This window comes from Tessaracoccus sp. MC1679 (assembly GCF_014164775.1).
Taxonomy (GTDB): domain Bacteria; phylum Actinomycetota; class Actinomycetes; order Propionibacteriales; family Propionibacteriaceae; genus Arachnia.
Genome location: NZ_JACJGB010000008.1, coordinates 1 through 21415, shown reverse-complemented (window position 1 = coordinate 21415; position 21415 = coordinate 1). Strand labels below are relative to the sequence as shown.

The window sequence follows — 21415 nt, the reverse complement described above, 5'->3', positions numbered from 1 at the left end:
GCTTCGACCATGGATCAGGAAATGTCAGAGTCGTCCGACAGAGTGTGGTCTGTAGGGTTGGCGGCAGGAGGACCGAGTGACCACTGAACCCATCAGGGACACCGCGGCGGCGCGCAAGGCGCGCGGCGCGTTCTTCACGCCACCCGAAGTGTCGGAATTCCTGTGCCGCTGGGCCATCCGGCAGCCGACGGACCGTGTCCTCGAGCCCAGCTGCGGCGACGGCGCGATTCTCGAGGCGGCTGTGCACCGTCTGCAGACGCTCGGTGGCGCCACGCCGGTGGTGGCCCACGAGCTGCATTCTGAGTCGGCCGAGGACGCGCGAGAGCTACTGAACGCGCGTGGTCACCCCGGACAGGTCAACGTCGGCGACTTCCTTGCGACCACGGCCACCCCCGGCTTCGACGCCGTCGTGGGCAATCCGCCCTACGTGAGATACCAGGGTTTCACGGGCCAGGCTCGTGCAGCCGGACTCGCAGCAGCACTGGCTCAAGGGGTCCGCCTGAGCAGGTTGGCGAGTTCCTGGGCCCCCTTCGTCGTCCATACGGCGGGCTACCTCTCCCCGGGCGGCCGCCTGGCTCTTGTGCTCCCAGCCGAGCTTCTCTCCGCCAACTACGGGCAGGAGGTCCGGGACTTCCTCTTGCAACGCTTCGGCCGAGTCAGTGTTGCGCTGATCGATCGGCAGGTCTTCCCCGGAGTCCAGACCGAGGCGCTCCTTCTCCTTGCAGAGGGAAGCGGCGGGACGAACCAGGTGCGCTTCGCGATTGTCGATGAGGCCGAGGATCTGCACGGTGTGGTCTTCGACACCATCCTCGAAGTGCTGCCGGGGCATCGCTGGACAACCGCGTTGGTCTCGGACGAGGCGACGCAGGCGCTGCACCGACTGACTAGCGCGGGGACATTCGCTCCGTTGGCCGCCTGGGGGAGGCTGAGCCTGGGCGCCGTCACTGGCAACAACAAGTACTTCCTGCTGAGTCCGTCAACGGCTCGCGAGCTCGGGCTTACAGCGGAGGACACGATCCGCGTATCGCCCCCGGGGTCGAGCCATCTTCGATCCTTGGCCTTCGGGCTCTCCGAGCACGCTGATCTGGGCAGGAAAGGCGCGAAGACGCTGATGTTCAGACCGGATGTTCCGTCCTCCGCCGGGCGGGCATACATCGCGGCGGGAGAGGCCGCCGGGGTGGACCAGGCCTACAAGTGCCGTGTCCGCTCGCCGTGGTGGCGGACGCCCCTCCCTGCTCCGCCGGACCTGTTCTTCACCTACATGAACCAGGGGACGCCGCAGCTGGCGGCCAACCCTGGGCAACTGCGCTACGTCAACTCGGTGCACGGCCTGTATCTCGGCCAGGAGCTCAAGGGTCTGTCCGATGTGGCGGCGGTAGCCGCCCTCAACAGCGTGACTGCTCTGTCGGCAGAGACGGCTGGCCGCGCCTACGGCGGCGGCGTGCTGAAGATGGAGCCACGGGAGGCTGCGGCGTTGCTCGTTCCCGCCCCGGCCCTGGTCCGGCAGCACTCCGATCAGCTCAGGGATGCCTTGCCGACCCTCCGCGGAATCCTCTCGCAGGGGAGGCTGACGGAGGCGCAGCAGATCGTAGACCACATCCTCCTGGGAGTGGCACGAGGGGAGCGCGCCGCTCTGCCCGCGATTCGGGAGGCCCGAGACATCCTGTCGCGCCGCAGGCACACCCGGGCCACAAGTCGCTCCACGAAGGGAAACCTGTGAGTTCACTGCGCATGAGGGCGTGGGCCCTGTTCGACCGAATCGTCGCCACCGCTGCGCTTCGTGACGTCAACCCTTGGCACGTGGACGTGGCGGGCGGCGTTCGGTTTGAGCCGGACTACGCCACGCTGGCGAAGCTGCTGGCGGTGCCGGCGCACCTCATCGCAGCGAGTCAGTCGGGCGTACCGGCGTTGGCCCTCGATGTATGGGTGGCCTACGAGCTTCGTCGGGCCGGTTTCGACCCCAACAGAGTGTGGCCCCGCGCCGTCGCGCCCAGGGTGCTCCCCGACGAGGTGGTCAGCTTCGTAGCTGCGCTTCCGGCGAAACAGCGGGCAGACGCGCAGGAGCGGATCAATGTGCGCGGCGCTGGTGGATCGACGTCGGCCAACATTCTGGGCAAGAACTACGTCAAACAGGTCGACGTGGTGATGAGTTCGTGGGCAACGGGTCCGGAACTGATGATCTCCACCAAGCGGATGGACTCGTCGTTCGGGAAGAACGCCGCGAACCGGGTTGAAGAGAGCTACGGGGACGCGAAGAACCTGCGCTCTCGTCACCCGCAGGCCGCCCTCGGATTCTTCTACAGCCTCGGGTCCAGTGCGCTCGACCAGGAGCCGGACACCGCCCGCTGGCTGATCGACCTCCTCGGGAAGCTCGGCCGTGAGGCGGATGCCTACGATGCTGTCGGCCTGATCATTCCGTCGGTGACGATGGGCGTGATGGGGGCGCCGAGGGTGATGGTGGGCGCGGTGGCGGTGGGTGGGGGTTCGCGGACGGTCTGCCATCCACGGATCACCACTCTGCGAGGCCCTTAGACGGAGACGGCGGAGCGGGACGCGATCTCGGCCGCGAACACCCGCGACGACTCCTTTGGGGTGCGCTCCAGGGTGTCGCGGTCCACCGCGTGGAGCCCGAACTTCGGGCCGTAGGCCGAGACCCACTCGAAGTTGTCCAGGAACGTCCAGTGGCAGTACCCGAGGACGGGGACGCCGTCGGCGATCGCACGGTCGAGACCGGTCAGGGCCTCCGGGATGAACGCGCACCGCTGGTCGTCGTCCTCGGTGGAGAGGCCGTGCTCGGTGACCAGCACCGGGACCCCCGTCGCGGCGGCCACGTAGCGGACCGCGCCCTCGAGCGACCCGGGGGAGATCGGCGATCCCATCCCGTTCAGCTCCACCTCAGGCCCATGAGCCACCCGCCCCGAGGCGTCGTAGAGCGCCTGCTCGTAGTTCTGCACCCCGACGAAGTCGTCGCTCTTCGCCAGCTCGATCCAGCGACCGTAGCAGGCGGCCCGCACACGGTCGCGGTGCGCCTCGCCGCCCGGCAGGGCCACGTCGTCCGCCACCGCGATCGACAGGCCGACCGGGACATCGGGCCGCACCGCCTTGATCGCGGCGCGCGCCGCGACATGCGCCGCCTCGAACCCGTCCTCCAAGCCGTCGATCTCCTCCAGCTTTGCGACGTTGCCCGCCCGGTACCGCGACACCCCGGCAGCGGCCGACGCGGCGTCGAGGGTCGCGGCGCTCAGCTTCCAGATTTCGGCCGGCAGCAGGTCGGCCAGGATGTGCTGGAGGTTGGGCTCGTTGAGCGTCGTGGTCGACGTCGTGGTGCCCGCGAACGCGACCGCGGAGGTACGGCTTCCTGGGCTCGACCCCTTCGAGGTGGGCTCGGGTGCGCACCGTTTCGAGTCGCAGTACCCGCGGTTCCGCGAGGCGGCGGGGTCGCTGTCGGTGCGCTCGACGTTGGCGGATCTGGTGGACCGGCCGGCGGCGGTCGCGGCGATCCGCGAGGAGCTGGCCGGGTTCTCGGCCGGCTACGCCGACGGCTTCTTCGCTAGGACTGCCTGGACCGACGGCTGCCGCCTCACTGACGTGCTCTTCGGGGTGCCTCCGCACGTCCGGGCGCGGCTCGACGAGCGGTTGTCGGCCCTCTGACCTGCCACCCCTCCGCAGAGTGTGGATTCAGGGATGGTAGACCGACGCTGAGGCCACACTCCGCGAGCACCCTGTCTCGCCACCGCGCAGCCCGGCGGCTCAGGTTTCTGAGGCTTCGAGGCCGCTGCGCGGCTCCTCAGCCAACGGGGCAGGCCGCTGCGCGGCTCCTCAGCCAGCGGGGCGGCTCCGCAGCCGGCGGAAGACGGCTCACGGGCAGGTCGCCTCAAAGCTTCCCGGCACCGCTTCCATGAGGTCGGTCTCATAGTCAACGAACCCCACCTCTCCGCTGGCCTCCTTGCCGCTGAGGTTGATGAACTCGTCCGCGTTCGTGTCGGAGTCCCAGCTGACGGTCGGATCCTCGAAGTTCTCGACGTCGTGGATGCTGGCGGAGTGCCCGAACTCGTCGATGGACAGGTAGAACTGGACGCCGTCGGCGATCGCGGACAGCACGAACTCGGCTCCCTCCTGGCCGATTTCGTCCGGGCCGAACGCGCACAGGACGCCGTCGAAGTCCCAGGTCTCATCGCCGATGGTGAGGGAGGCAGAGCCGCCGGTCTGTTGCCCCTCGAGGTTGTCGGCCATGTCGGAGAAGTCCTCCGCCATCTCAGAGGCGTTCTCCTCCAGCTCATCGACCGACACGCTGCCCGGATCGGCGGCCGCTGACGAGGCCGCGGCGCCTACCTCCGACGCGATGTCGCTGGCGGCGGGCGCATCGTCGGCCCCTCCGCAGGCGGTGACGCCGAGGGCCAGGGCGGCGGTGAGGGCGAGCAGGCGGGACTGTGGGCGGATTGACATGTCCAGACCTCCGGTTCGGTGACGTCCATCCAGCGTAGGGCGTTGCGCTCGTGCGTCCACCGGTGTATGTCGAACGGTGCGCCGGGGCACAGATGACGGCGGGCCAAAAGTCGTGCCGCGCAACTATCGGCCGGCATCTCCACTGATCAGCGCTGCCACGGCTCGTTGGCCAACGAGAGGGCGATGTCGTAGGCGCCGCCCGACACCGAGCCCCACCCCGAGGTCGCGACTGTCTGCCCATCGCCGGCGACGAGGTTGTACACCCGCGTGTCCCGTGGGGTGCCGGTGACGCAGCTCGACCCCACGGAGAGTGTCGCGGCAGACCTGGCGTTGACCACGTGGTCGACGAGGGAGAGCTCCGTGACGACTTTGACCGATGTCTCACCGCCCGCGCAGAGCTCGTGCGTGTAGGAATCGGTGGGGCGCAGCGAGGTCAGCACAATGTCCGGCTCGATGAAGATCAACTCCTTCGTCTTGTCGGAGCTGAATGTGTTGCGGTCGATGACGGTGAGATCCACCCGCAGCGAGACGGCCCGACGCACCTCGTCGGCATCGGCGGAAGGCGTGGATCCCGAGGCGTTGGCCGTGGGGGTGGCGCCAGCTGACGGGAAGCCTTGAGGCACGAGGATGCTCGGAAACACGGGGATGGGCTGGAGCGGGACGAGGACCGTCCCCGTCCCGGTTGAGTCCGCCACGGTCACGATTTCAGAGGTGAGGATCGTCCCGAACTGTCTCCCGTCCGGCGCTCGCAGCTGCCACGCCCCCCGGTGGTCCCCGGGCTCGCCCGGCGTCGTCACGCTCACGGTGATGTCGGCAGTCCCTCCGGGCACGATCGGGCGAACTGTAGGAGTTGGACCGGCGGGGCTGAGGTCTCCGTCGAGGTGGATGAGTTCCGTACCCTCCGGCCAGTTGCCACAGCCGGTGTTGACCAGCCGCCAGCTCTTGTCGAAGGTGGTGTCGACCGGCAGTTGGGTGCCGTCCGGCGCGCTCAGGTGTCCGGCCAAGGCCGCGTCCGGCGCGCAGTCTGGCTCGTCAGGTGTCGCGGCAACGGAACTCGCAGCAACGGTGGGCGTGGAGTCAACGGCTCGCGACGGTTGGGGCTGGGCCGTCGAGGCTCCCCCCAGCGTGATGGAGGCGCTGCACCCGGTGGTCACTGCGCACAGCGTCAGAGCGGCAATCCATCCTCGTGTCATCAGAGCACCCCCGGTGGTCGGTTGTCGGGTCAGCCTATCCCGGGGGACCGACCTCCGAAGACGGACGCGGGACCTCGCGAGATGGATTGCTGGAACCGTCCACGGCTCGGCGTCGGATGACCTGCGTGTCAGCAGCCGCAGGACTGACGCAGAATCAACTCTGGCTGCAGGACTACGCCTTTGCGACTCGGGTCCAGGAGCCCGTCGACCGCGGCCTTGGCCATGTCCGCCATCGGGACGCTGGCCGTGGTCAACGGCGGGATGGTGAACTCCGCCTCGGGTGAGCCGTCGAACGACGTGATGGCCACGTCGCCCGGGATGGAGCGTCCCGCGGCAGTGAGGCCCGAGATGAGCCCGATGGCCTGCTGGTCCGACATCGTGAACACGGCCGTGCAGTCCGGGAACTCCTCGACCATCCGCGCCGCCGCCTCACGGCCGGCGGCCAGCGACCAGTTGACGCGCATCAGCGCGTCGGCGCGCAGCCCTGCGGCGCCCAGCACGTCGCGCCAGGCCCGCTCGCGGTCGTCCACCACGCGGTGGTCCGTGGGCGTGTCCGAGCCCGCGACCAGCGCGATCCGACGATGACCGTGCACCTCGACAAGGTGGCGCACCGCATCGCGGGCGCCGGCGTAGAAGTCCGGCAGCACCGAGGTGTCGTCGATGTCCGGCGGCACGAGGGAGAGCCGCACCATGGTGATCTTGTTGCGCAGGATCACCCCGAGGGCGGCCTGCTCCGGAACAGCGGCCGTGATGATCCCGGCCACCAGGTGCCCGCTGAGCGACTCGATCAGGGCTGCCAGGTGCCCCGTCGCCCCCTGCGCCAGCACCAGGTTGACCCCCTTGGCCCGCGCCTCCACCTCGACGGCCTGCGCGAGCGCCGCGAAGTAGGGGTTCCGGACGTCGGGGACGATCAGCCCCACCAGGTCCGAGCGACCCATGATCAGCGAGCGCGCGGCGGCGTTGGGGCGGTATCCGAGCTTGTCGATGGCGTCGAGGACCCGCGCCCGGGTGGCGGGGGCCACCGGACGCGGACCGTTGTTGACCACGTAGCTCACCACCGCTGAGCTCACCCCCGCGAGGCGTGCGACGTCGTCGCGGGTGGCGCCACGCGTGACGCGAGCCGCTTCGCTGGACATCGCACTCCTTCGGATCGGTGTGATCACAGGGTATTGGCCGCCGGCCCCGCCGGGAAACGGGTCAGTCGACGGCCTCCACCAGGTAGATGAGCGCGTGATCCGGATGGACGGAGGCCTCCATCAACCCGGCCGAGGACAGCACGCTGCCAGGCAGCACCACGCCGGCCTCGTCGGCCACGGGCACCAACTTCGGCGGGCGGCCGTGGGTGAGGTCCACGGTCTCCGTGGTCATGTCGCGCTTCACGCCCCACCACGACGGCGGGCGCAGCCCCGACGGAACCCGGCCCACCAGCGCCGGCGACACCCGGTAGCGGCGCTTCGGATCCAGCCCCGGCATCCGCAGCCGCCCCCGGAGGCTGGTGACGTGGGTGGAGACCGCCGCGTAGGAGTAGATGGCCCGGGACCGGTCAGGAGCGACGACTCCCGTGGCGGTCAGCGACTCGTCGGGGAAGTCCAGCCGCACCAGGTCGCCGCCGTGCAGCAGCGAGCGGTGCTCCTTGTGGAAGGCCACCCATTCGGTCAGCTCCTCCAGCTCGGACTCCGACGCCTGGCGCAGGTCCCACTCGATCCCCAGGTGTCCGAAGATCGCGGTGGCGGCCCGGAAGTTGAGCTCGTGCGTGCGGCCGGTGGTGTGCGAGGTGCCTGAGGCGATGTGCGAGCCCAGCATCTCCGGCGGCAGCAGCTGCTGGGTCCAGCGCATCATCTGCTGGCGCTCCAGTGGGTCGATGCAGTCCGAGACCCACACGCGGTCCGTGCGCTGCAGGATGCCGAGGTCTACGCGGGCGCCGCCGGAGGAGCAGGACTCGATCTCCAGTCCCGGGTGGGCGGCTTTGAGCTCGTCGATCAGCCGGTAGACGGCCTGGGTCTGGGCGTGCACGCCCGCCTGTCCGAGGGGGTGGGTGCCGGCGTCGATGAGGTCGCGGTTGTGGTCCCACTTGATGTAGCTGATGTCGTATTCGCCCAGGATGGCGAGCATCTGGTCGCGGATGTAGGCGTAGCACTCGGGGATGCCGAGGTTGATCACCTGCTGGAAGCGGGTCTCGACCGGCATCCGGGAGCCGGTGGCCATGATCCACTCGGGATGCGCGCGGGCCACGTCGGAGTCCTCGTTGACCATCTCGGGCTCGAACCAGAGCCCGAACTGCATGCCGAGCTCCTTGACGCGGTTGACCAGCGGGTGGAGACCTTCCGGCCACATGTCGGTGGAGACCACCCAGTCGCCGAGGCCGGCGTGGTCGTCGCGGCGACCGCCGAACCAGCCGTCGTCGAGCACGTAGCGCTCCACGCCGACGGCGGCTGCCTTCTCCGCGAGCTCCAGGAGCGGCTGCAGGGAGTGGTCGAAGTAGACCGCTTCCCACACGTTGATGGTGACCGGGCGCGTCGACGACGGGTGCTGCGGCCGCGACCTCAGGTAGCGGTGGAAGCGTCGCGCCACCTCGTCGAGGCCGACGCCGTAGGAGCCGTACAGCCAGGGAGATTCGTAGGCGGCGCCGGGCGCGAGGGTGACCTCGCCGGGAAGCAGGAGCTCGCCGCCGCCGATGAACTGCTCGCCGGTGAAGCCGCGCTCGGCGATGTGGGTGTGGTTGCCGGACCAGCCCACGTGCACGCCCCACACCTCACCCTCGGCGAAGCCGAAGCCGGGCACGCCCGCGTGGAGGACGGTCGCGGCGTCGGCTCCGGTGCGGCCCTTGCGGCCCTCACGGACGTGCGCGCCGACGGTGAAGGCGCGGCGCTGCGGCACCCGCTCCTTGGCCCAGCGGCCGGCCTGGTCCTGCAGCTCCGAGGCGACGGTGGGGACGGGGTAGGCGAGGATCAGGTCGTCGACGCGGTAGTCGTCGTCGCCGGTGTTGGTGAGCCGAGCCTGGCTGCGCAGCACGCCGCCGGGGGTGAGCTCGAGGGTGAGGGCCAGCTCGAGGCCGGCCACGTCGTCGGCGGCGAGAACGGTCATGCTGCCGTGCCCGAGCTCCACGAGGGTGGCCTGTTCGGCCGCGGCATCGGTCTCCACGCCGTCGATGAGGAGAGTGTGGGTGACGAACCTCGGCGACCACGCGGCGCCGTCGGCCCGTGACCCGCTGAGCCCGGGGCGACCCATCCAGCCGGCCCAGTGCTCGGGGAGGATCGAGAGGCGGGTGGGGTCGTCGACCATGCTGGGCGCCACCGGCATGACGGCGGTGAGCGCCAGCGCGGTCGCGTCGTCGAGGGTGAGGCTGCCGAGCTCCGGGCCCCAGTGCAGGAGCGCGGGGAGCCTGCCGTCGGTGAGGTCGACGACGACGCCGACCCCCTCTGCGGACAAGGTGACGAACGCGTGGACGCGGTGGCTCATGGTGGGGATCCTCCTGGATCTGAGCGGGTTCTGTGGGGAGTGACCGGCGTGGCTTGAACTGCATTGTCCGTCGATCATCTACGCATGTAGACAACATGGTTGCACCACCCTGTGGACGAACGCAAGCGTTAATTTTGGGAGATAGCGATTCTGTAAAAGGGTCTTGCGCTACCGATGTGACGCGTGTAGATTCCATCATGCAAACCCGCACACCCCCCGTCAGAGATGCCGGGGCAGTCCCAAAGAGGGGAACGTGGTGAGTACACGAACACTCGAGCACAGCCTCGACACGAACCGTAAGCGCAAGAGCGACCTCCGCACTGCGCTGATGTTCATCGCCCCCGCCGCCGTCGGCTTCGTGGTTTTCTACCTCGTGCCGGCCATCCGCGGTGTCTACTTCAGCTTCACGCAGTACAACATCCTGGGCACCCCCACCTGGATCGGCACCGAGAACTTCGAGAAGATCGCGGTTGATCCGCTGTTCTGGAACGCCATGTGGGTGACCATCGGCTACGTGCTGCTCAACATCGGCTTCCAGACCATCATCGCGATCATGCTGGCCGTGATGATGCAGCGGCTGACCAAGTCCATCGCGCTGCGCGGCGCCCTCCTGCTGCCGTGGCTGATCTCCAACGTCATCGCCGCCATGCTGTGGTTCTGGCTGCTGGACTACCAGATCGGCCTGTTCAACCAGATCATCGAGTGGATGGGCGCCTCCCGGATCGCTTTCTTCGCCGACGAGGCGTGGGCCATCCCCACCATCGCCTTCGTCAACGTGTGGCGGCACATGGGCTACACCGCTCTGCTGGTGTTCGCCGGCCTGCAGACCATCCCGAAGTACATCTACGAGGCCGCCTCCATCGACGGCGCCTCCGAGTGGACGTCGTTCTGGAAGATGACGCTGCCGCTGCTTCGCCCCGTGCTTGCGATGATCCTGGTCATCACGGTCACCGGCTCGTTCCAGGTGTTCGACACCGTGGCAGTGACCACTCGCGGCGGACCCGTCAACGTCACCCGCGTGATGCAGTACTACATCTACCAGAAGGCCTTCGGTGAAGGTCAGTTCGGCTACGGCAGCGCCTTGGCCGTCATCCTCTTCATCATCCTCGCCGCCCTCGCCGCCATCCAACTGCGGATGCTGCGCGCCGGCGAGTCGGACCTGGCGTAAGGAGACCCATCATGGCCAATCACGCTGACACCAACACCGAGGCGCCGGTCACGCGCACCAAGAAGAAGTGGAACGCCGGACGGATCCTGGCCTGGACCGCGTTGATCGCCTTCCTGATCCTCTCACTCTTCCCGTTCTACTGGATGCTCCGCACCGCCCTCTCCACCTCGAGGTCCCTGGCGTCGGACCCCTCGTCCCTCCTCCCGGTGGACTTCACCTTCGGCGCCTTCCGGCGCGTCCTCGGACTGGGCACCCAGGAGGAGGCCATCGCCGAGGGCGGCTCCGGCGCGTCGGTGAACTTCTGGCTCTACCTGCGCAACTCCGTCATCTACGCCGGCGCCGTCACCATCGGCCAGGTGTTCTTCTCCGCGATGGCGGCCTACGCCTTCGCCCGACTGCGCTGGCCCGGCCGCAACGTCGTGTTCGGGATCTTCCTGGGAGCCCTCCTGGTGCCGCCGATCTTCACCAGCCTCCCCAACTTCCTGCTGATCAAGAACCTCGGCCTGCTCAACACCTTCCCGGGCATGATCCTGCCGACGTTCCTCATGACTCCGTTCGCCATCTTCTTCCTGCGCCAGTTCTTCCTGGGCATCAACCGGGAGATCGAGGAGTCTGCCTCGCTCGACGGGGCAGGGCCCTGGCGCACGTTCTTCAAGATCATCCTGCCGATGAGCACCGCGCCCATCACCACCCTGGGGATCCTCACCTTCATCGGCACCTGGAACGACTACTTCTGGCCGCTTCTGGTGGGCAACTCGGAGAACACCAAGGTGCTCACCGTGGCGCTCGGCGTGTTCAGGTCTCAGACCCCCGCCGGCTCGCCGGACTGGGCGGGCCTCATGGCCGCGACCCTCGTGGCAGCGGTCCCCGTCCTCATCCTGTTCTTCATGTTCGCCCGCAAGATCATCGATTCGATCGGCTACTCGGGCAGCAAGTAGCCCGCGGTAGTCACCCGTCCCTTCGTCCGCCCTCTCTCCCCACCCCTTCCCGAAAGGAACAGCAATGCCGAAGTTCACCCTCCGCAAGGCCGGGACCGCCCTCGCGGCTGTCACCGCCCTGTCCCTGTCGCTGACCGCTTGTGGCGGCGACACCGAGCCCGCCGCCACCACCGGCGGTGGCGAGGCCATCGACACCAGCGCCGCCTCCGGCGAGATCGACTACTGGCTCTGGGACAACAACCAGAAGCCCGCCTACGAGCAGTGCGCCGCTGACTTCCAGGAGGAGTCCGGCGTCACCGTCAAGATCACGCAGTACGCGTGGGACGACTACTGGTCCGGCATCACCAACGGCTTCGTGGCCGGCACCGCCCCGGACGTGTTCACCAACCACCTGTCCAAGTACCCCGAGTTCGTGACCCAGGGCCAGCTGCAGTCCCTGACTGCCACCCTCGAGGCCGACGGCGTGGATGTCGACGGCTACCAGGAGGGCCTCGCGGACCTCTGGGTGGGCCAGGACGGCGAGCGCTACGGCCTGCCGAAGGACTTCGACACCGTGGCCATCTTCTACAACAAGGCCCTCATCGCCGACGCCGGCGTGGACGAGGCCGAGTTGGCCACCCTCGAATGGAACCCTGAGGACGGCGGCACCTACGAGGAGATGATCGCCCACCTCACCATCGACACCAACGGTGTTCGCGGCGACGAGCCCGGCTTCGACAAGGATAGGGTCGCGGTGTACGGCCTCGGCCTCGACGGAGGCTCGGGCGGCGGCAACGGCCAGACGCAGTGGAGCATGTACACCGGCACCACGGACTGGACGATGACCGACAAGAACCCCTGGGGCACCAAGTACAACTACGACGCCGCCGAGTTCAAGGACACCATCTCCTGGATGGCCTCCCTCGCGGAGAAGGGCTACATGCCCACCGTCGAGGCCGTCACCGGCCAGAGCTCCGGCGACATCTTCGGCGCCGGCAAGTACGCCATGATCACCAACGGCTCGTGGATGATCAACCAGATGTTCGGCTACACCGGCATCGAGACCGGCCTGGCCCCCACGCCCACCGGCCCCTCCGGTGAGCGCGCCTCCATGTACAACGGCCTGGCTGACTCCGTGTGGTCCGGCTCGGACAACAAGGCCGCGGCCATCAAGTGGGTTGAGTACCTCGGCTCGGCTGCCTGCCAGGACATCGTCGGCGAGGCCGGCGTGGTCTTCCCGGCCATCCCGTCGGCCACTGAGAAGGCGCAGACCGCCTTCGCGGATCGCGGGATCGACGTGGAGCCCTTCCTGGTGCACGTGAACGAGGGCACCACCTTCCTGTTCCCGATCACCGACTTCGCCTCGCAGATCAACGGCATCATGCAGCCGGCGGTCGACGCGGTGTTCACCGGTCAGGCCGACGCCGATTCGCTTGACGCGGCAAACGAGCAGGTCAACGCCCTGTTCAACGGCTGATCCACTGATCGACGGGGGCCGGGCGGGAGACTGCCCGGCCCCTCGCCTGGTCCGAGTTGAGCAAATGGCAGGGGTCGCGGTGAGGCCCACGCTCAGGTCACGCGTGGGGGACTCCGCGACCCCTTCCATTTGCTCAAACCACCCCACCCCACAGGAGAAGTCATGGCAACTCTGAGCGTCCCGACGCCCGACCTGATCCGGGTCCAGCGGGGGCCCCGCGGCGCTTGGCGCAGCCCGTCCGAGGCCGCCGCCGTCGTCGACCTGTGTCCTGACGGCGGGGGACTTGCCGTCAATGTCTCCGTCGCGACCGGCGTGCTGCTGAGCCGGGTCCATCTCCGCTGGCGCCGCCCGGTGCCATCCGACGCGCTGGTCCTCGGTGACGAGTGGGAGCGCACCTACGGCGACACCTGCTGGCAGCCGCTCCGCGCCGAGGCCGTCCACCCGTGGATGGTGCTGATCCATTCACCGTCGGCCGCCACCACCTGGGGCGCGGGCGTCGACGTCCGCGCGGGATCGTTCGCGTTCTGGACTGTGGACGACGCCGGGGTGTCGCTCTGGCTCGACCTCCGCGCCGGCTCGGACCCCGTCGAGCTGGGGGACCGCGAGCTGACCGCCGCCGTCGTCCGCTTCGTCGACGGTGGGCCCGCCTTCGCGACCCAGGGCGAGCTGGCCTCGGCCCTCTGCCGCGACCCTCGCCCTTCCGGACCCCTCGTCGGGGCCAACAACTGGTACTACGCCTACGGTCGCGGGTTCGACGCCGACGCGGTGGTGCGCGACGCCCGTACGGTCGCGGAGCTCGTCGGCGACCATCCCGTCCGCCCCTTCGGCGTCGTCGACGACGGGTGGAGCCTCGACGGCACCGCCGACGGGCTGCCTGCCTCCGGCGGCCCGTGGGACGTGGGCCGAGCGATCGAGTTCCCGGACATGGCGGAGGTGGCGGCGAGGATCGCGGCGGAGGGCGTGCGGCCCGGGATCTGGTTCCGGCCGCTGCAGCACCGCTGGCAGCCCGAGGCCGGCGGGCTGCGCCCGTGGCAGGGTGGCTGGGCGCTGGACCCCAGCCACCCCGCGACCCTCGAGCGAGTAGCGGCCGACGTGAGTCGGATCCGCGGCTGGGGCTTCGAGCTGATCAAGCACGACTTCTCCACCTTCGAGGCTCTCGGCCAATGGGGCCCGACGATGGGCCCGCGACCCATCGCCGACGGCGTCCACGTGCACGACCGGACGCGGACCACAGCCGAGGTGCTGGTGGACTTCTACCGGGCGATCAGGGTCGCGGCGGGCGACGGCGGGGTGGTGCTGGGCTGCAACGTGGTTGGCCACCTGGCGGCCGGCCTGGTGGAGGCCCAGCGCACCGGCGACGACACCTCCGGTCTGGTGTGGGAGCGAACCCGGCGGGTGGGCGTCAACACCCTGGCGTTCCGGGCGGCCCAGCACGGGCGGTTCTTCACGGTCGACGCGGACTGCGTGCCCAGCACGCCCGGAACGGACTGGGGAAAGAACCGGCAGTTCCTGGACCTGATCGCACGCTCCGGTACCGCGCTGTTCGTGTCGGTGGACCCTGTGACAAGGACTGATGCGGTGGACGCCGATCTGTCGGCGGCGCTGCGGGCGGCGCTCGACGGCGGGGTGCCCGGGGGAGTGGAGCCGCTCGACTGGCTGCACACCTCGACCCCGTCGCTGTGGCGCTCGGGCAGTGAGACGGTGCGCTACGAATGGATGGCCGACGAGGGGTCGGACCCCTTCGACGCGACGGGGGACGCCGCCCCGCCCGCCCTCGAGGACCCCGCGGGCTGAGGCGTGAACAGCGGCGCTCCTCGCCATCGTCAAGAACGCAGCATGGCCGGTGTGATTTCTGAGGAATCCAGGTGACTTCGTGGCCGCTCGGCTGGCTGTCAGGGCGGTCGCTTCGCCCGCCTCAGCCTGCGGAGGTGGGCCACCTTGCGCCACCACATCGTGCGGATTGGTAGGTTCGGGGCATGCGTTGGGTGATCCGGATCCTGCTGGCCTTCGTCGCACTCGCGGTCATCGCCGGCGCCGCCGGCTACTGGTACGCGCGCCCGCTCCTCCTCACCGGCACCGGCTACGCCGCCCACAATGCGTGCGCGCTCACACGGATCGCGGACCGACCCGCCGGCGACGACCTCCCGCCCAACGCACTCGTGCCCTACCTGCGCACCAGCACCACCGACGACGGCGCCCGCACCTCCGTCCTGGGAGCGATCGCCGGGCAGCGAGCCTGGTACTCCGCCGGCTTCGGCTGCACCCTCGCCGACCGCGCCCCAGACCTCGGCGACCCCACACCCGCCAGCCCCAACCCGCTCACCTCGGCGCCCGCGCCCGCCCCCTCCGCGGAGCTCGACGCCGCCGTCGGCCTGGCGTTCGGTGACGACCTCGACGCCGCCGCCCGCGACGACCTGGGCACGCGCGCCGTCGTCGTCCTCCACGACGGGCAACTCGTGGCCGAGCGCTACGCCGACGGCTTCACCGCGCAGACCCCGCAGCTCGGCTGGTCGATGGCCAAGAGCGTGGCCAACCTGCTGACGGGGGTGATGGTGGCCAACGACAGGGTCGCCGTCGACGACGACGCGCTGCGACCGGAGTGGACCGACGCCCGCCGCGACATCACCGTCGACGACCTGATGCGGGGCACGAGCGGACTGCAGTGGGACGAGACCTACGATCTCGGCACACCCATCACCCGGATGCTGTACCTGGAAGAGGACATGGCGGACTATGTCGCGGGGCTGCCGCTGGCCCACACCCCGGGCGACTACCAGCAGTATTCGAGTGGCGGCACGAACCTGCTGTGCTCGGTGCTGACCGAGCGGGCCGGGGTCGACGCCGACCTGCCACGACGGGGGCTGCTGGTGCCGCTGGGGTTGTCGTCGGCGGTGTGGGAGGCCGACGCGACCGGTACGCCGGTGTGCAGCTCCTACCTCTGGGCGACCCCCCGCGACTGGGCGAGCATGGGGCAGTTCGCGCTGCAGGACGGTGTGTGGGAGGGGGGCCGGCTGCTGCCGGAGGGGTGGATGGCGGCGTCCACGACGGTGACGGAGGTCGCCGAGAGCGAGGAGGTGGGGTACGCGGCCGGATGGTGGGTCAATCAGCTGCCCGACGGGTCGCTCGTCGATGGTTCGCTCCCGGCTGATGCCTACTGGGCGACGGGACACGACGGGCAGCGGATGTACGTGGTGCCGTCGGCTGGCCTGGTGGTGGTGCGGTTGGGGTTCAGCCCGGATGTCGCGGGGGAGGATCTTCGGGTGGGTGCACTGGTGGCGGAGTTGGTGTCGCGGCTTGGGTGATCAGGCGCGAAGCGCGGAAACGTGCCAGGACTGACACCCACCCCACCCTGCCTTCAGCGTGGCTGCCACCACTAGGGACCCGTCTCCGCTGGGTCCGGGCACCACAGACCTTGCTGCGGAGGGTGCACTCGCTGAAGCCTGACTCGCCGCGCCGGAGGTTCCGGAACGAAGACATCGAACCTCCGGTTGTCATGCGTCCGAGTGTGGACTGGGCCCATCCGTGTGGGATCCCCCGGGGGGCTTCAGGCGTCCCTGCGCTCGAACCAGAGCCAGGCCGTCGTCAGGACCGCGACGCCGACGCCCGCGGCGAGGAACGTCCACGCGGGGATCAACAGCGACGCGGTGCTGACTGCGTAGGGCGCGAGAAATCCGATGTAGGTGAGGCTGTAGACCACGGCGGTCGTCGGGGCCATCAGGTGCGGCGGCGTGTGGTGCTCGACGATCGTGATGCTGCCGACCATGAGGAGGCCGTGCGCCGCCCCCAACACCACCGCGGCGGGAACCAGCCACAGGGGGTGGGGGAACAACGCGGCGGCGGTCGCGACCATCATGCCGAGGGTCAGCACGGCCATGCCCAGCGGTGGCGTCCGGCCCGGGTCATGGTGGGCGTAGCGTCGGACCGACGGCTGCACCATCACGCTGGTGCCGAGGGTGAGTCCTGCGGTCAGGCCCGCGGCGGCCACGCGGGGCAGGCCAGGGACAGGGCCCACTAGGGCTGGGGTCACGGCGAAGGCGACCGTCGCGGCCCCGAACACCCAGGGCGCGGAGGGCACGATCAGCTTCCAGAACCAGCCGTGCATCAAGTGCCGCGCGGCGGCCGCGACCGTCGGGGTGGGCTGGCCGGACGTGTCGAGCTCGGGCGCGTTCCAGACGATGGCCGCGGCGACGGCCTGCACGATCAGGTGCACCGCGTAGGCGAGCTGGAGCGGTGCCGGGAACCACTGCGCGAGGAGGCCGGCGACCATGGGTCCGATCGCGAAGCCGGCCGTCAACGCCACCGTGGAACGGCGGGCGCCCGTCCCCAGCGGCAGCCCGGCGGACAGCTCCTTCACCCACGCCGTGCCGGGCGCCATGACGAACCCGACCCCGATCCCGGACGCGATGCGCCCGGCGAACAGCAGCCCGGGGGAGTCGGCGCCGAGCAGCAACAGGGCGCTGCCCAGCAGCATCAGCACCGAGGAGATCCGCACCATCAGGCGCTTGCCCTGGTGCTGCGACATCCACGCAGCGGCGAGCAGGGCGGGCACGAGGCCCCCGACGTACGCGGCGAACATGCCCGTCACCAGTTGCTCGGACAGCCCTCGCTCGTCCCGGTAGACAAGCAGCATCGGCGCGAACTGGTTGGCGCCCCAGCCCGCGGCCAGCATGGCCAGCGCCACCCGCCGCCAGGTGCGCGGGGTGGCGGCGGCATGCAGGGCGTCCATGCGTTCATCCTCGCGCGTCGGGACGTTGGCCGCCCGGTCCGCCAAGTAGCGACGCGGTGGTCCGCGACTTCGAAGGAGATGTGCTCGACCCCCCCCGGGGGCCGGGGACTCGGCCTCGGGCTTGACGCAACGGAATACGGGCGTATTATGAATACATTCGTATTCCAGGAGGTCCCGTGTCCATCCATCTCGCACCCAGAACCGATCCCGCCGCGCCGGCCCGTCCGCTAGCCAGCTGGGACACCCGCCACCCGTGGCGGATCGCTGCCGCCGTCGGGCTGGGTGGGGTGCTGCTGACCGCCGTCGGCATGGGGGTCGTCGACGCGCGGGGGCTGCACGGCGCGACGGCGCTACTCATCCCGGCCGCGTTCGTCTGGCTCTCCGCCATTCTGGGGTTGCTGGTGATGTGGCGGTCCCGTCCGCCGATGGCTGACTACGGCTTCCGTCGGCCCGAGGGCGTGAACCGGGTCTTCTGGGCTCTCCCGCTGATTGCCGTGGTGGTGATCGTGATAGCCACCTCGGAGATCCGGCTGGTCCCCGCGACACTCGCCGCCTCAACCCTGCTGGCGGTCGCCGTCGGCTTCAACGAGGAGATCTGGTTCCGCGGCCTGCTTCTGGCCGCCCTTCGCCAGCTCGGTGTCCGCCGCTCCATCGTGGCCTCTTCGGCGATCTTCGGTGCCCTGCATCTGACCAACGTCTTCACCGGTCAACCGCTGCCCCACCTGCTGGCGCAGTTCGCGTTCGCCTGCCTGGTCGGCTTCGTGCTGGCCGAGGTCGTCGCACTGACGGGCAGCCTGTGGGTCGGAATCGTGTGGCACGTGGTCTACGACGCGGTGGCGTTCACCGTCGTCGACGACTTCACCGACCGCGGGTTGGTGGGGCTGACGGTGATCGTCGTGATTCTGACCGCCTACGCTGCCTGGCTGTGGCGGGCGCTCCCTGTGGACGGGCCGCGTGTCGCGGTGGCAGGCTGACCCGGTGCAGCTGACTCCGCGACAGACCGAGTTCGCCGACGCCGCCCTGCGGATGCTGGTGCGCGAGGGCATGGCGGCGGTGAGCTTCCGGACGGTCGCGGCGGAGGCGGGGATGTCGGTGGGGGCGGTGCAGAAGGCGTTCCCTACCAAGGACGAGATGCTGCGCGCGATGTTCGCGCGGCTGCGGGCGACGGCGTCCGCCCCTGTCCTGTCCGAGCCCGGGAGGCCGACGCTGAGCGGCTGGCTAGTGGACCTCATGGTCGCGGTTCTGCCCCTCGACGGGCCCCGTCGTGCCGCCGAGTTGCAGGGTGCCGCGTTCGCCGAGCGGGCCGCCTTCGACCCCGCCATCGCCGACGCGGTGGCGTCGTCGGACCGGGAGCTGCGGGTCGCGATCGCGGGGCTGGTGAACCGGGCCCGGGCCGAGGGCGAGGTGCCGGGCTCGGTGGACGCGGACGCCGTCGCGTGGGGGGTGCTGGCGTTCATGCAGGGGATGTCAAGCCAGCTGCTGTACGACCCGGCGCCCGAGGATGAGGTCCGACGGCAGTGCGAGTGGGTCGTCGACGGGCTGCTCAGCTGAGTCGCCGGGAGGGACGCTCAGCCGACGGTGACCACCACTTGGGCGTACCTCGTGAGAGCGGGCGTGCCGTCGTCGGTGACCTCGATCACGACCACCGCGCGCTGACCCGGCTGCGCCGTCGACGGGAGGGTGATCGTCGCCTCGAAGCCGTCCGCGTCCAGCGTCGGGTCGTCGCTCAGCGTGCCGGCCTCCGCGTAGACCCACCACCTCGCCGTGAGCGCGTCCCCGTCGGGGTCGCTGGCCGTGGCGACCAGGGTCGCCGATCCGCCCGGGGCGAGGGTCACGTCGGCCGGGCCCGACACGTCGGGCGCGTGGTTTGCTCCGCGGTAGTCCGGCGTGATGCCCCAGTCGGCGCGCGCCGCGAAGTCGTTCTGAAAGGCGGCAGTCCAGCGGGCGACCGTGTGGAGACGCTGGTCGAGCCCGGCGTGGGGGTTGTGGTCTTCCCCTGCGACGAAGGTGTGCGGGTTCGCCTCTGTGGCCACGAGCCGGCCGCCCCAACCGCCCAGGCTCGGATCCTCGAGGAAGCGCAGGCCGGTGGGGATGAGGCACATGAAGGCAGGGGTGTCGCCCTCGCCGGTCCAGTCCAGCCGCTCGAAACCGCCGATGAGGTCGAACATCTTGAAGCGCGACGGGTCCTTGGCCATGCCGGGCTGCCAGCCGGGGTTGTCGCCCTCGCCCTCGAAGTAGGTGCCGTCGCCGATCAGCCCGTAGTGGGCGAGCACCGGGCCGTGGCCGTACTTGATGTTGGGCGCCCAGAACGAGGCCTGGTAGTAGGGCAGGACCTCGGGGGAGGCGAACCTGCGGGAGAACGAGGTGAACCCGCCGAAGGCGCCGTCGAAGTCGAGCAGCGGGATCTCGGGCCACGCCTCGGCGATGTAGTCGGCATAGGCGGTGTCCTGCTGGCCGATGCTGAGGATGACCGCCTTGCGGGTGACCTTCGCCTTGATGTCGGCCCACTCGTCGGATCCGAGGTACCGCGTCTCGATGCTGAACAGGGCGCGGGCGATGGTGTTCGTCCCCCCCAGACTTGCAGGTACAGCGGTCGGGGGTCGTCGTCGAGGAGCGCTGCCTCGATCAGTTCGGAACCCTCGGTGTCGGCGCTGAAGTCGCTCTCGAAGGTGACGTTGCCCACCGCGACGGTGGCCCAGAGGTCGGCGGGGGAGGGGTACGACCGGTCGTGCTGGAGCAGGTTGGGGTAGATCCGGGCGTAGTCCTCCAGGATGATCCGCTCCATCCATCCCATCGGCTCCCAGCGCCAGGTCAGGGCATCGTCGGAGCGGGCCTCACTGCCCGCGGTCTCACCCATGAAGCTCGTGAGCATCCCCGCCTCCCGCGCCTCGCGGAGAGTGTGCACGCCGTCGCCCTGCCAGTGATGGACCGACGAGTTGTAGATCAGTCCGACGATGTCCAGCTCGTTGGCGTAGTAGAGGAGCCGCAGGAACGAGTTGATGTCGTCGGCTTCGCTGTCTGTGGTGATGATCGTCCGGGGACGCGAGGCTGGCGGGACCGACTGCGGGGCTGGGATGTGCTGCACAGCGACAGCATAACACTGCGGTATCGAATAGGTATGCAGAGCAGGCCCTGATTCAGGGGGTGCGTGCGCCGATCCACGGCTTTCGGGCGCAACCAGCCCGGAATCGGGGTGGGATGGATGCCCCCGACCTGCAACTTGCTATCCATGGCGCGGCTTCTGCGCATATACACAGAAGCCGCGCTATGGGTAGCACGTTGCAGAGGGTTCGGCCAGCCGCGGGCGTTGTGGGCGGGACGCGGTCCTCTCCTCAGGTGTGGGCGGAGCCCAGAACCCTCAAGAGAGGGGCGTAGTGGTTCTCGATGGCGGCCCGATAGGCCGGCAGGTCCCGGGCGACGGCGGCGTCCAGCATTGCCCGGTGGGCCGCCACCGTGTCCGCGATGTCTCGCGGCGTCGGAACGCCCAGGCGGGGGCCCAGACGCGTGTGCACGTCCCAGAAGGCCCCCACCAGCTCCGCGTAGAGCTCGTTGTTCAGCATCGAGGCCAGCGTGAGGTGGAAGGCGCGATCCTCAGCGGCGAATGGTTCGCTGAGCCTGCTGTGTTCAGCCATCGCGTCACACAGCCCGCTCAGCTCAACGGCAGCGTCGTCGTCCATGTGCTCGACCACCGTCGGAGCCAGCGTGTGGTCCAGTCCGCTGCGCACCTCGACGATCTGCCGTAGGGACTCGAAATCCTGGCCCGGCAGCACCACGCCCCGGAAGGCCAGCCCCTCGACCAGGGGTCGCAGAGACATCTGCCCGACGAAGGTACCCGTCCCGTGGCGCACCTCGAGGATGTCCAGGGCGCCCGTGATCCGCATCGAGCCGTGGTGGTCCGGGGTGAGGCGCAGGAACCTGTTCCGGTGCGCGGCGCGCTCCTCCCGCGCGAGGCGCTTGGCCTCGTCGGCGTCGGCGCGGTCTGGGTCGATGATCTCTGCCATCCGCGAAGCGAGGGTCCGCAGCTCGGAG

At 69.5% G+C, this 21415-nt stretch carries 18 protein-coding genes and 1 pseudogene; 10 read left to right on the top strand and 9 right to left on the bottom strand.

Annotation, left to right across the window (positions count from 1 at the left end; genetic code table 11):
- The first annotated feature begins 76 nt into the window (after positions 1–76).
- Both H5398_RS13590 and H5398_RS13585 read left to right on the top strand, forming a co-directional pair.
- On the top strand, positions 77–1720 hold the full coding sequence (locus H5398_RS13590) for an N-6 DNA methylase (protein ID WP_182800376.1): 1644 nt from the start codon (positions 77–79) through the stop codon (positions 1718–1720).
- Entirely contained in the window at positions 1717–2532 is an 816-nt protein-coding gene (locus tag H5398_RS13585; RefSeq protein ID WP_182800375.1) for a hypothetical protein, read from the top strand. Before H5398_RS13590 ends, H5398_RS13585 begins: the two co-directional genes overlap by 4 nt.
- Here the strand turns inward: H5398_RS13585 and H5398_RS13580 are convergent.
- Complete coding sequence (locus H5398_RS13580; protein WP_182800374.1) at positions 2529–3203, bottom strand: family 1 glycosylhydrolase; 675 nt, start codon at positions 3201–3203, stop codon at positions 2529–2531. The genes H5398_RS13585 and H5398_RS13580 overlap by 4 nt on opposite strands.
- On the opposite strand from H5398_RS13580, the gene H5398_RS13575 reads away from it, so the two are divergent.
- Positions 3181–3651 carry an alpha-L-rhamnosidase C-terminal domain-containing protein gene (locus tag H5398_RS13575; protein ID WP_182800373.1) on the top strand — a complete coding sequence of 157 codons (471 nt, stop codon included), beginning with the start codon at positions 3181–3183 and terminating at the stop codon, positions 3649–3651. The two genes, H5398_RS13580 and H5398_RS13575, sit on opposite strands and share 23 nt — an antisense overlap.
- Positions 3652–3858: 207 nt before the next feature.
- On the opposite strand, the gene H5398_RS13570 is transcribed toward H5398_RS13575, so the two are convergent.
- The 4 genes from H5398_RS13570 to H5398_RS13555 form a co-directional block, all read right to left on the bottom strand.
- Entirely contained in the window at positions 3859–4446 is a 588-nt protein-coding gene (locus tag H5398_RS13570) for a hypothetical protein (protein ID WP_182800372.1), read from the bottom strand.
- A gap of 146 nt (positions 4447–4592) precedes the next feature.
- Positions 4593–5639 (bottom strand): NBR1-Ig-like domain-containing protein, encoded by a 1047-nt coding sequence (locus tag H5398_RS13565; protein ID WP_182800371.1) that lies wholly within the window; start codon positions 5637–5639, stop codon positions 4593–4595.
- A 128-nt stretch (positions 5640–5767) separates the two neighbouring features.
- The gene (locus H5398_RS13560) at positions 5768–6775 is read right to left on the bottom strand and encodes a LacI family DNA-binding transcriptional regulator (RefSeq protein ID WP_182800370.1); all 1008 of its coding nucleotides are present in this window, start codon (positions 6773–6775) and stop codon (positions 5768–5770) included.
- Positions 6776–6836: 61 nt separating this feature from the next.
- The gene (locus tag H5398_RS13555; RefSeq protein ID WP_182800369.1) at positions 6837–9098 is read right to left on the bottom strand and encodes an alpha-galactosidase; all 2262 of its coding nucleotides are present in this window, start codon (positions 9096–9098) and stop codon (positions 6837–6839) included.
- Positions 9099–9354: 256 nt separating this feature from the next.
- Between H5398_RS13555 and H5398_RS13550 the strand changes: the two genes are divergently transcribed.
- From H5398_RS13550 to H5398_RS13530, 5 genes are all read left to right on the top strand, one after another.
- On the top strand, positions 9355–10266 hold the full coding sequence (locus H5398_RS13550; protein ID WP_370586130.1) for a carbohydrate ABC transporter permease: 912 nt from the start codon (positions 9355–9357) through the stop codon (positions 10264–10266).
- A gap of 11 nt (positions 10267–10277) precedes the next feature.
- Entirely contained in the window at positions 10278–11204 is a 927-nt protein-coding gene (locus H5398_RS13545) for a carbohydrate ABC transporter permease (protein ID WP_182800368.1), read from the top strand.
- 64 nt (positions 11205–11268) lie between these two features.
- Positions 11269–12660: a sugar ABC transporter substrate-binding protein gene (locus H5398_RS13540; RefSeq protein ID WP_182800367.1), complete on the top strand. Its 1392-nt coding sequence runs from the start codon at positions 11269–11271 to the stop codon at positions 12658–12660.
- 162 nt (positions 12661–12822) lie between these two features.
- Positions 12823–14454 carry a hypothetical protein gene (locus tag H5398_RS13535; RefSeq protein WP_255443750.1) on the top strand — a complete coding sequence of 544 codons (1632 nt, stop codon included), beginning with the start codon at positions 12823–12825 and terminating at the stop codon, positions 14452–14454.
- Between the two features lie 182 nt (positions 14455–14636).
- A complete protein-coding gene (locus tag H5398_RS13530) occupies positions 14637–15962 on the top strand; it encodes a serine hydrolase (RefSeq protein WP_182800366.1) in 1326 nt (441 codons plus the stop codon).
- A 242-nt stretch (positions 15963–16204) separates the two neighbouring features.
- On the opposite strand, the gene H5398_RS13525 is transcribed toward H5398_RS13530, so the two are convergent.
- Positions 16205–17386, bottom strand: coding sequence for an MFS transporter (locus H5398_RS13525; protein WP_182800365.1), 1182 nt, complete (start codon positions 17384–17386; stop codon positions 16205–16207).
- 176 nt (positions 17387–17562) lie between these two features.
- Between H5398_RS13525 and H5398_RS13520 the strand changes: the two genes are divergently transcribed.
- Positions 17563–18360, top strand: a complete 798-nt coding sequence (locus H5398_RS13520; RefSeq protein ID WP_182800364.1) for a CPBP family intramembrane glutamic endopeptidase — start codon at positions 17563–17565, stop codon at positions 18358–18360.
- A gap of 4 nt (positions 18361–18364) precedes the next feature.
- Positions 18365–18937 (top strand): TetR/AcrR family transcriptional regulator, encoded by a 573-nt coding sequence (locus H5398_RS13515; RefSeq protein ID WP_182800363.1) that lies wholly within the window; start codon positions 18365–18367, stop codon positions 18935–18937.
- Between the two features lie 17 nt (positions 18938–18954).
- Here H5398_RS13515 and H5398_RS17870 read toward each other — a convergent pair whose 3' ends face one another.
- The 3 genes and pseudogenes from H5398_RS17870 to H5398_RS13500 form a co-directional block, all read right to left on the bottom strand.
- Entirely contained in the window at positions 18955–19488 is a 534-nt protein-coding gene (locus tag H5398_RS17870; protein WP_370586141.1) for a hypothetical protein, read from the bottom strand.
- A pseudogene (locus H5398_RS17865) lies at positions 19483–20471 on the bottom strand (DUF1593 domain-containing protein); the annotation flags it as partial. The gene H5398_RS17870 and the pseudogene H5398_RS17865, both read right to left, overlap by 6 nt.
- A 247-nt stretch (positions 20472–20718) precedes the next feature.
- Positions 20719–21415: FadR/GntR family transcriptional regulator (locus H5398_RS13500; RefSeq protein ID WP_220489459.1), on the bottom strand; the 697-nt coding region annotated here is incomplete at its 5' end.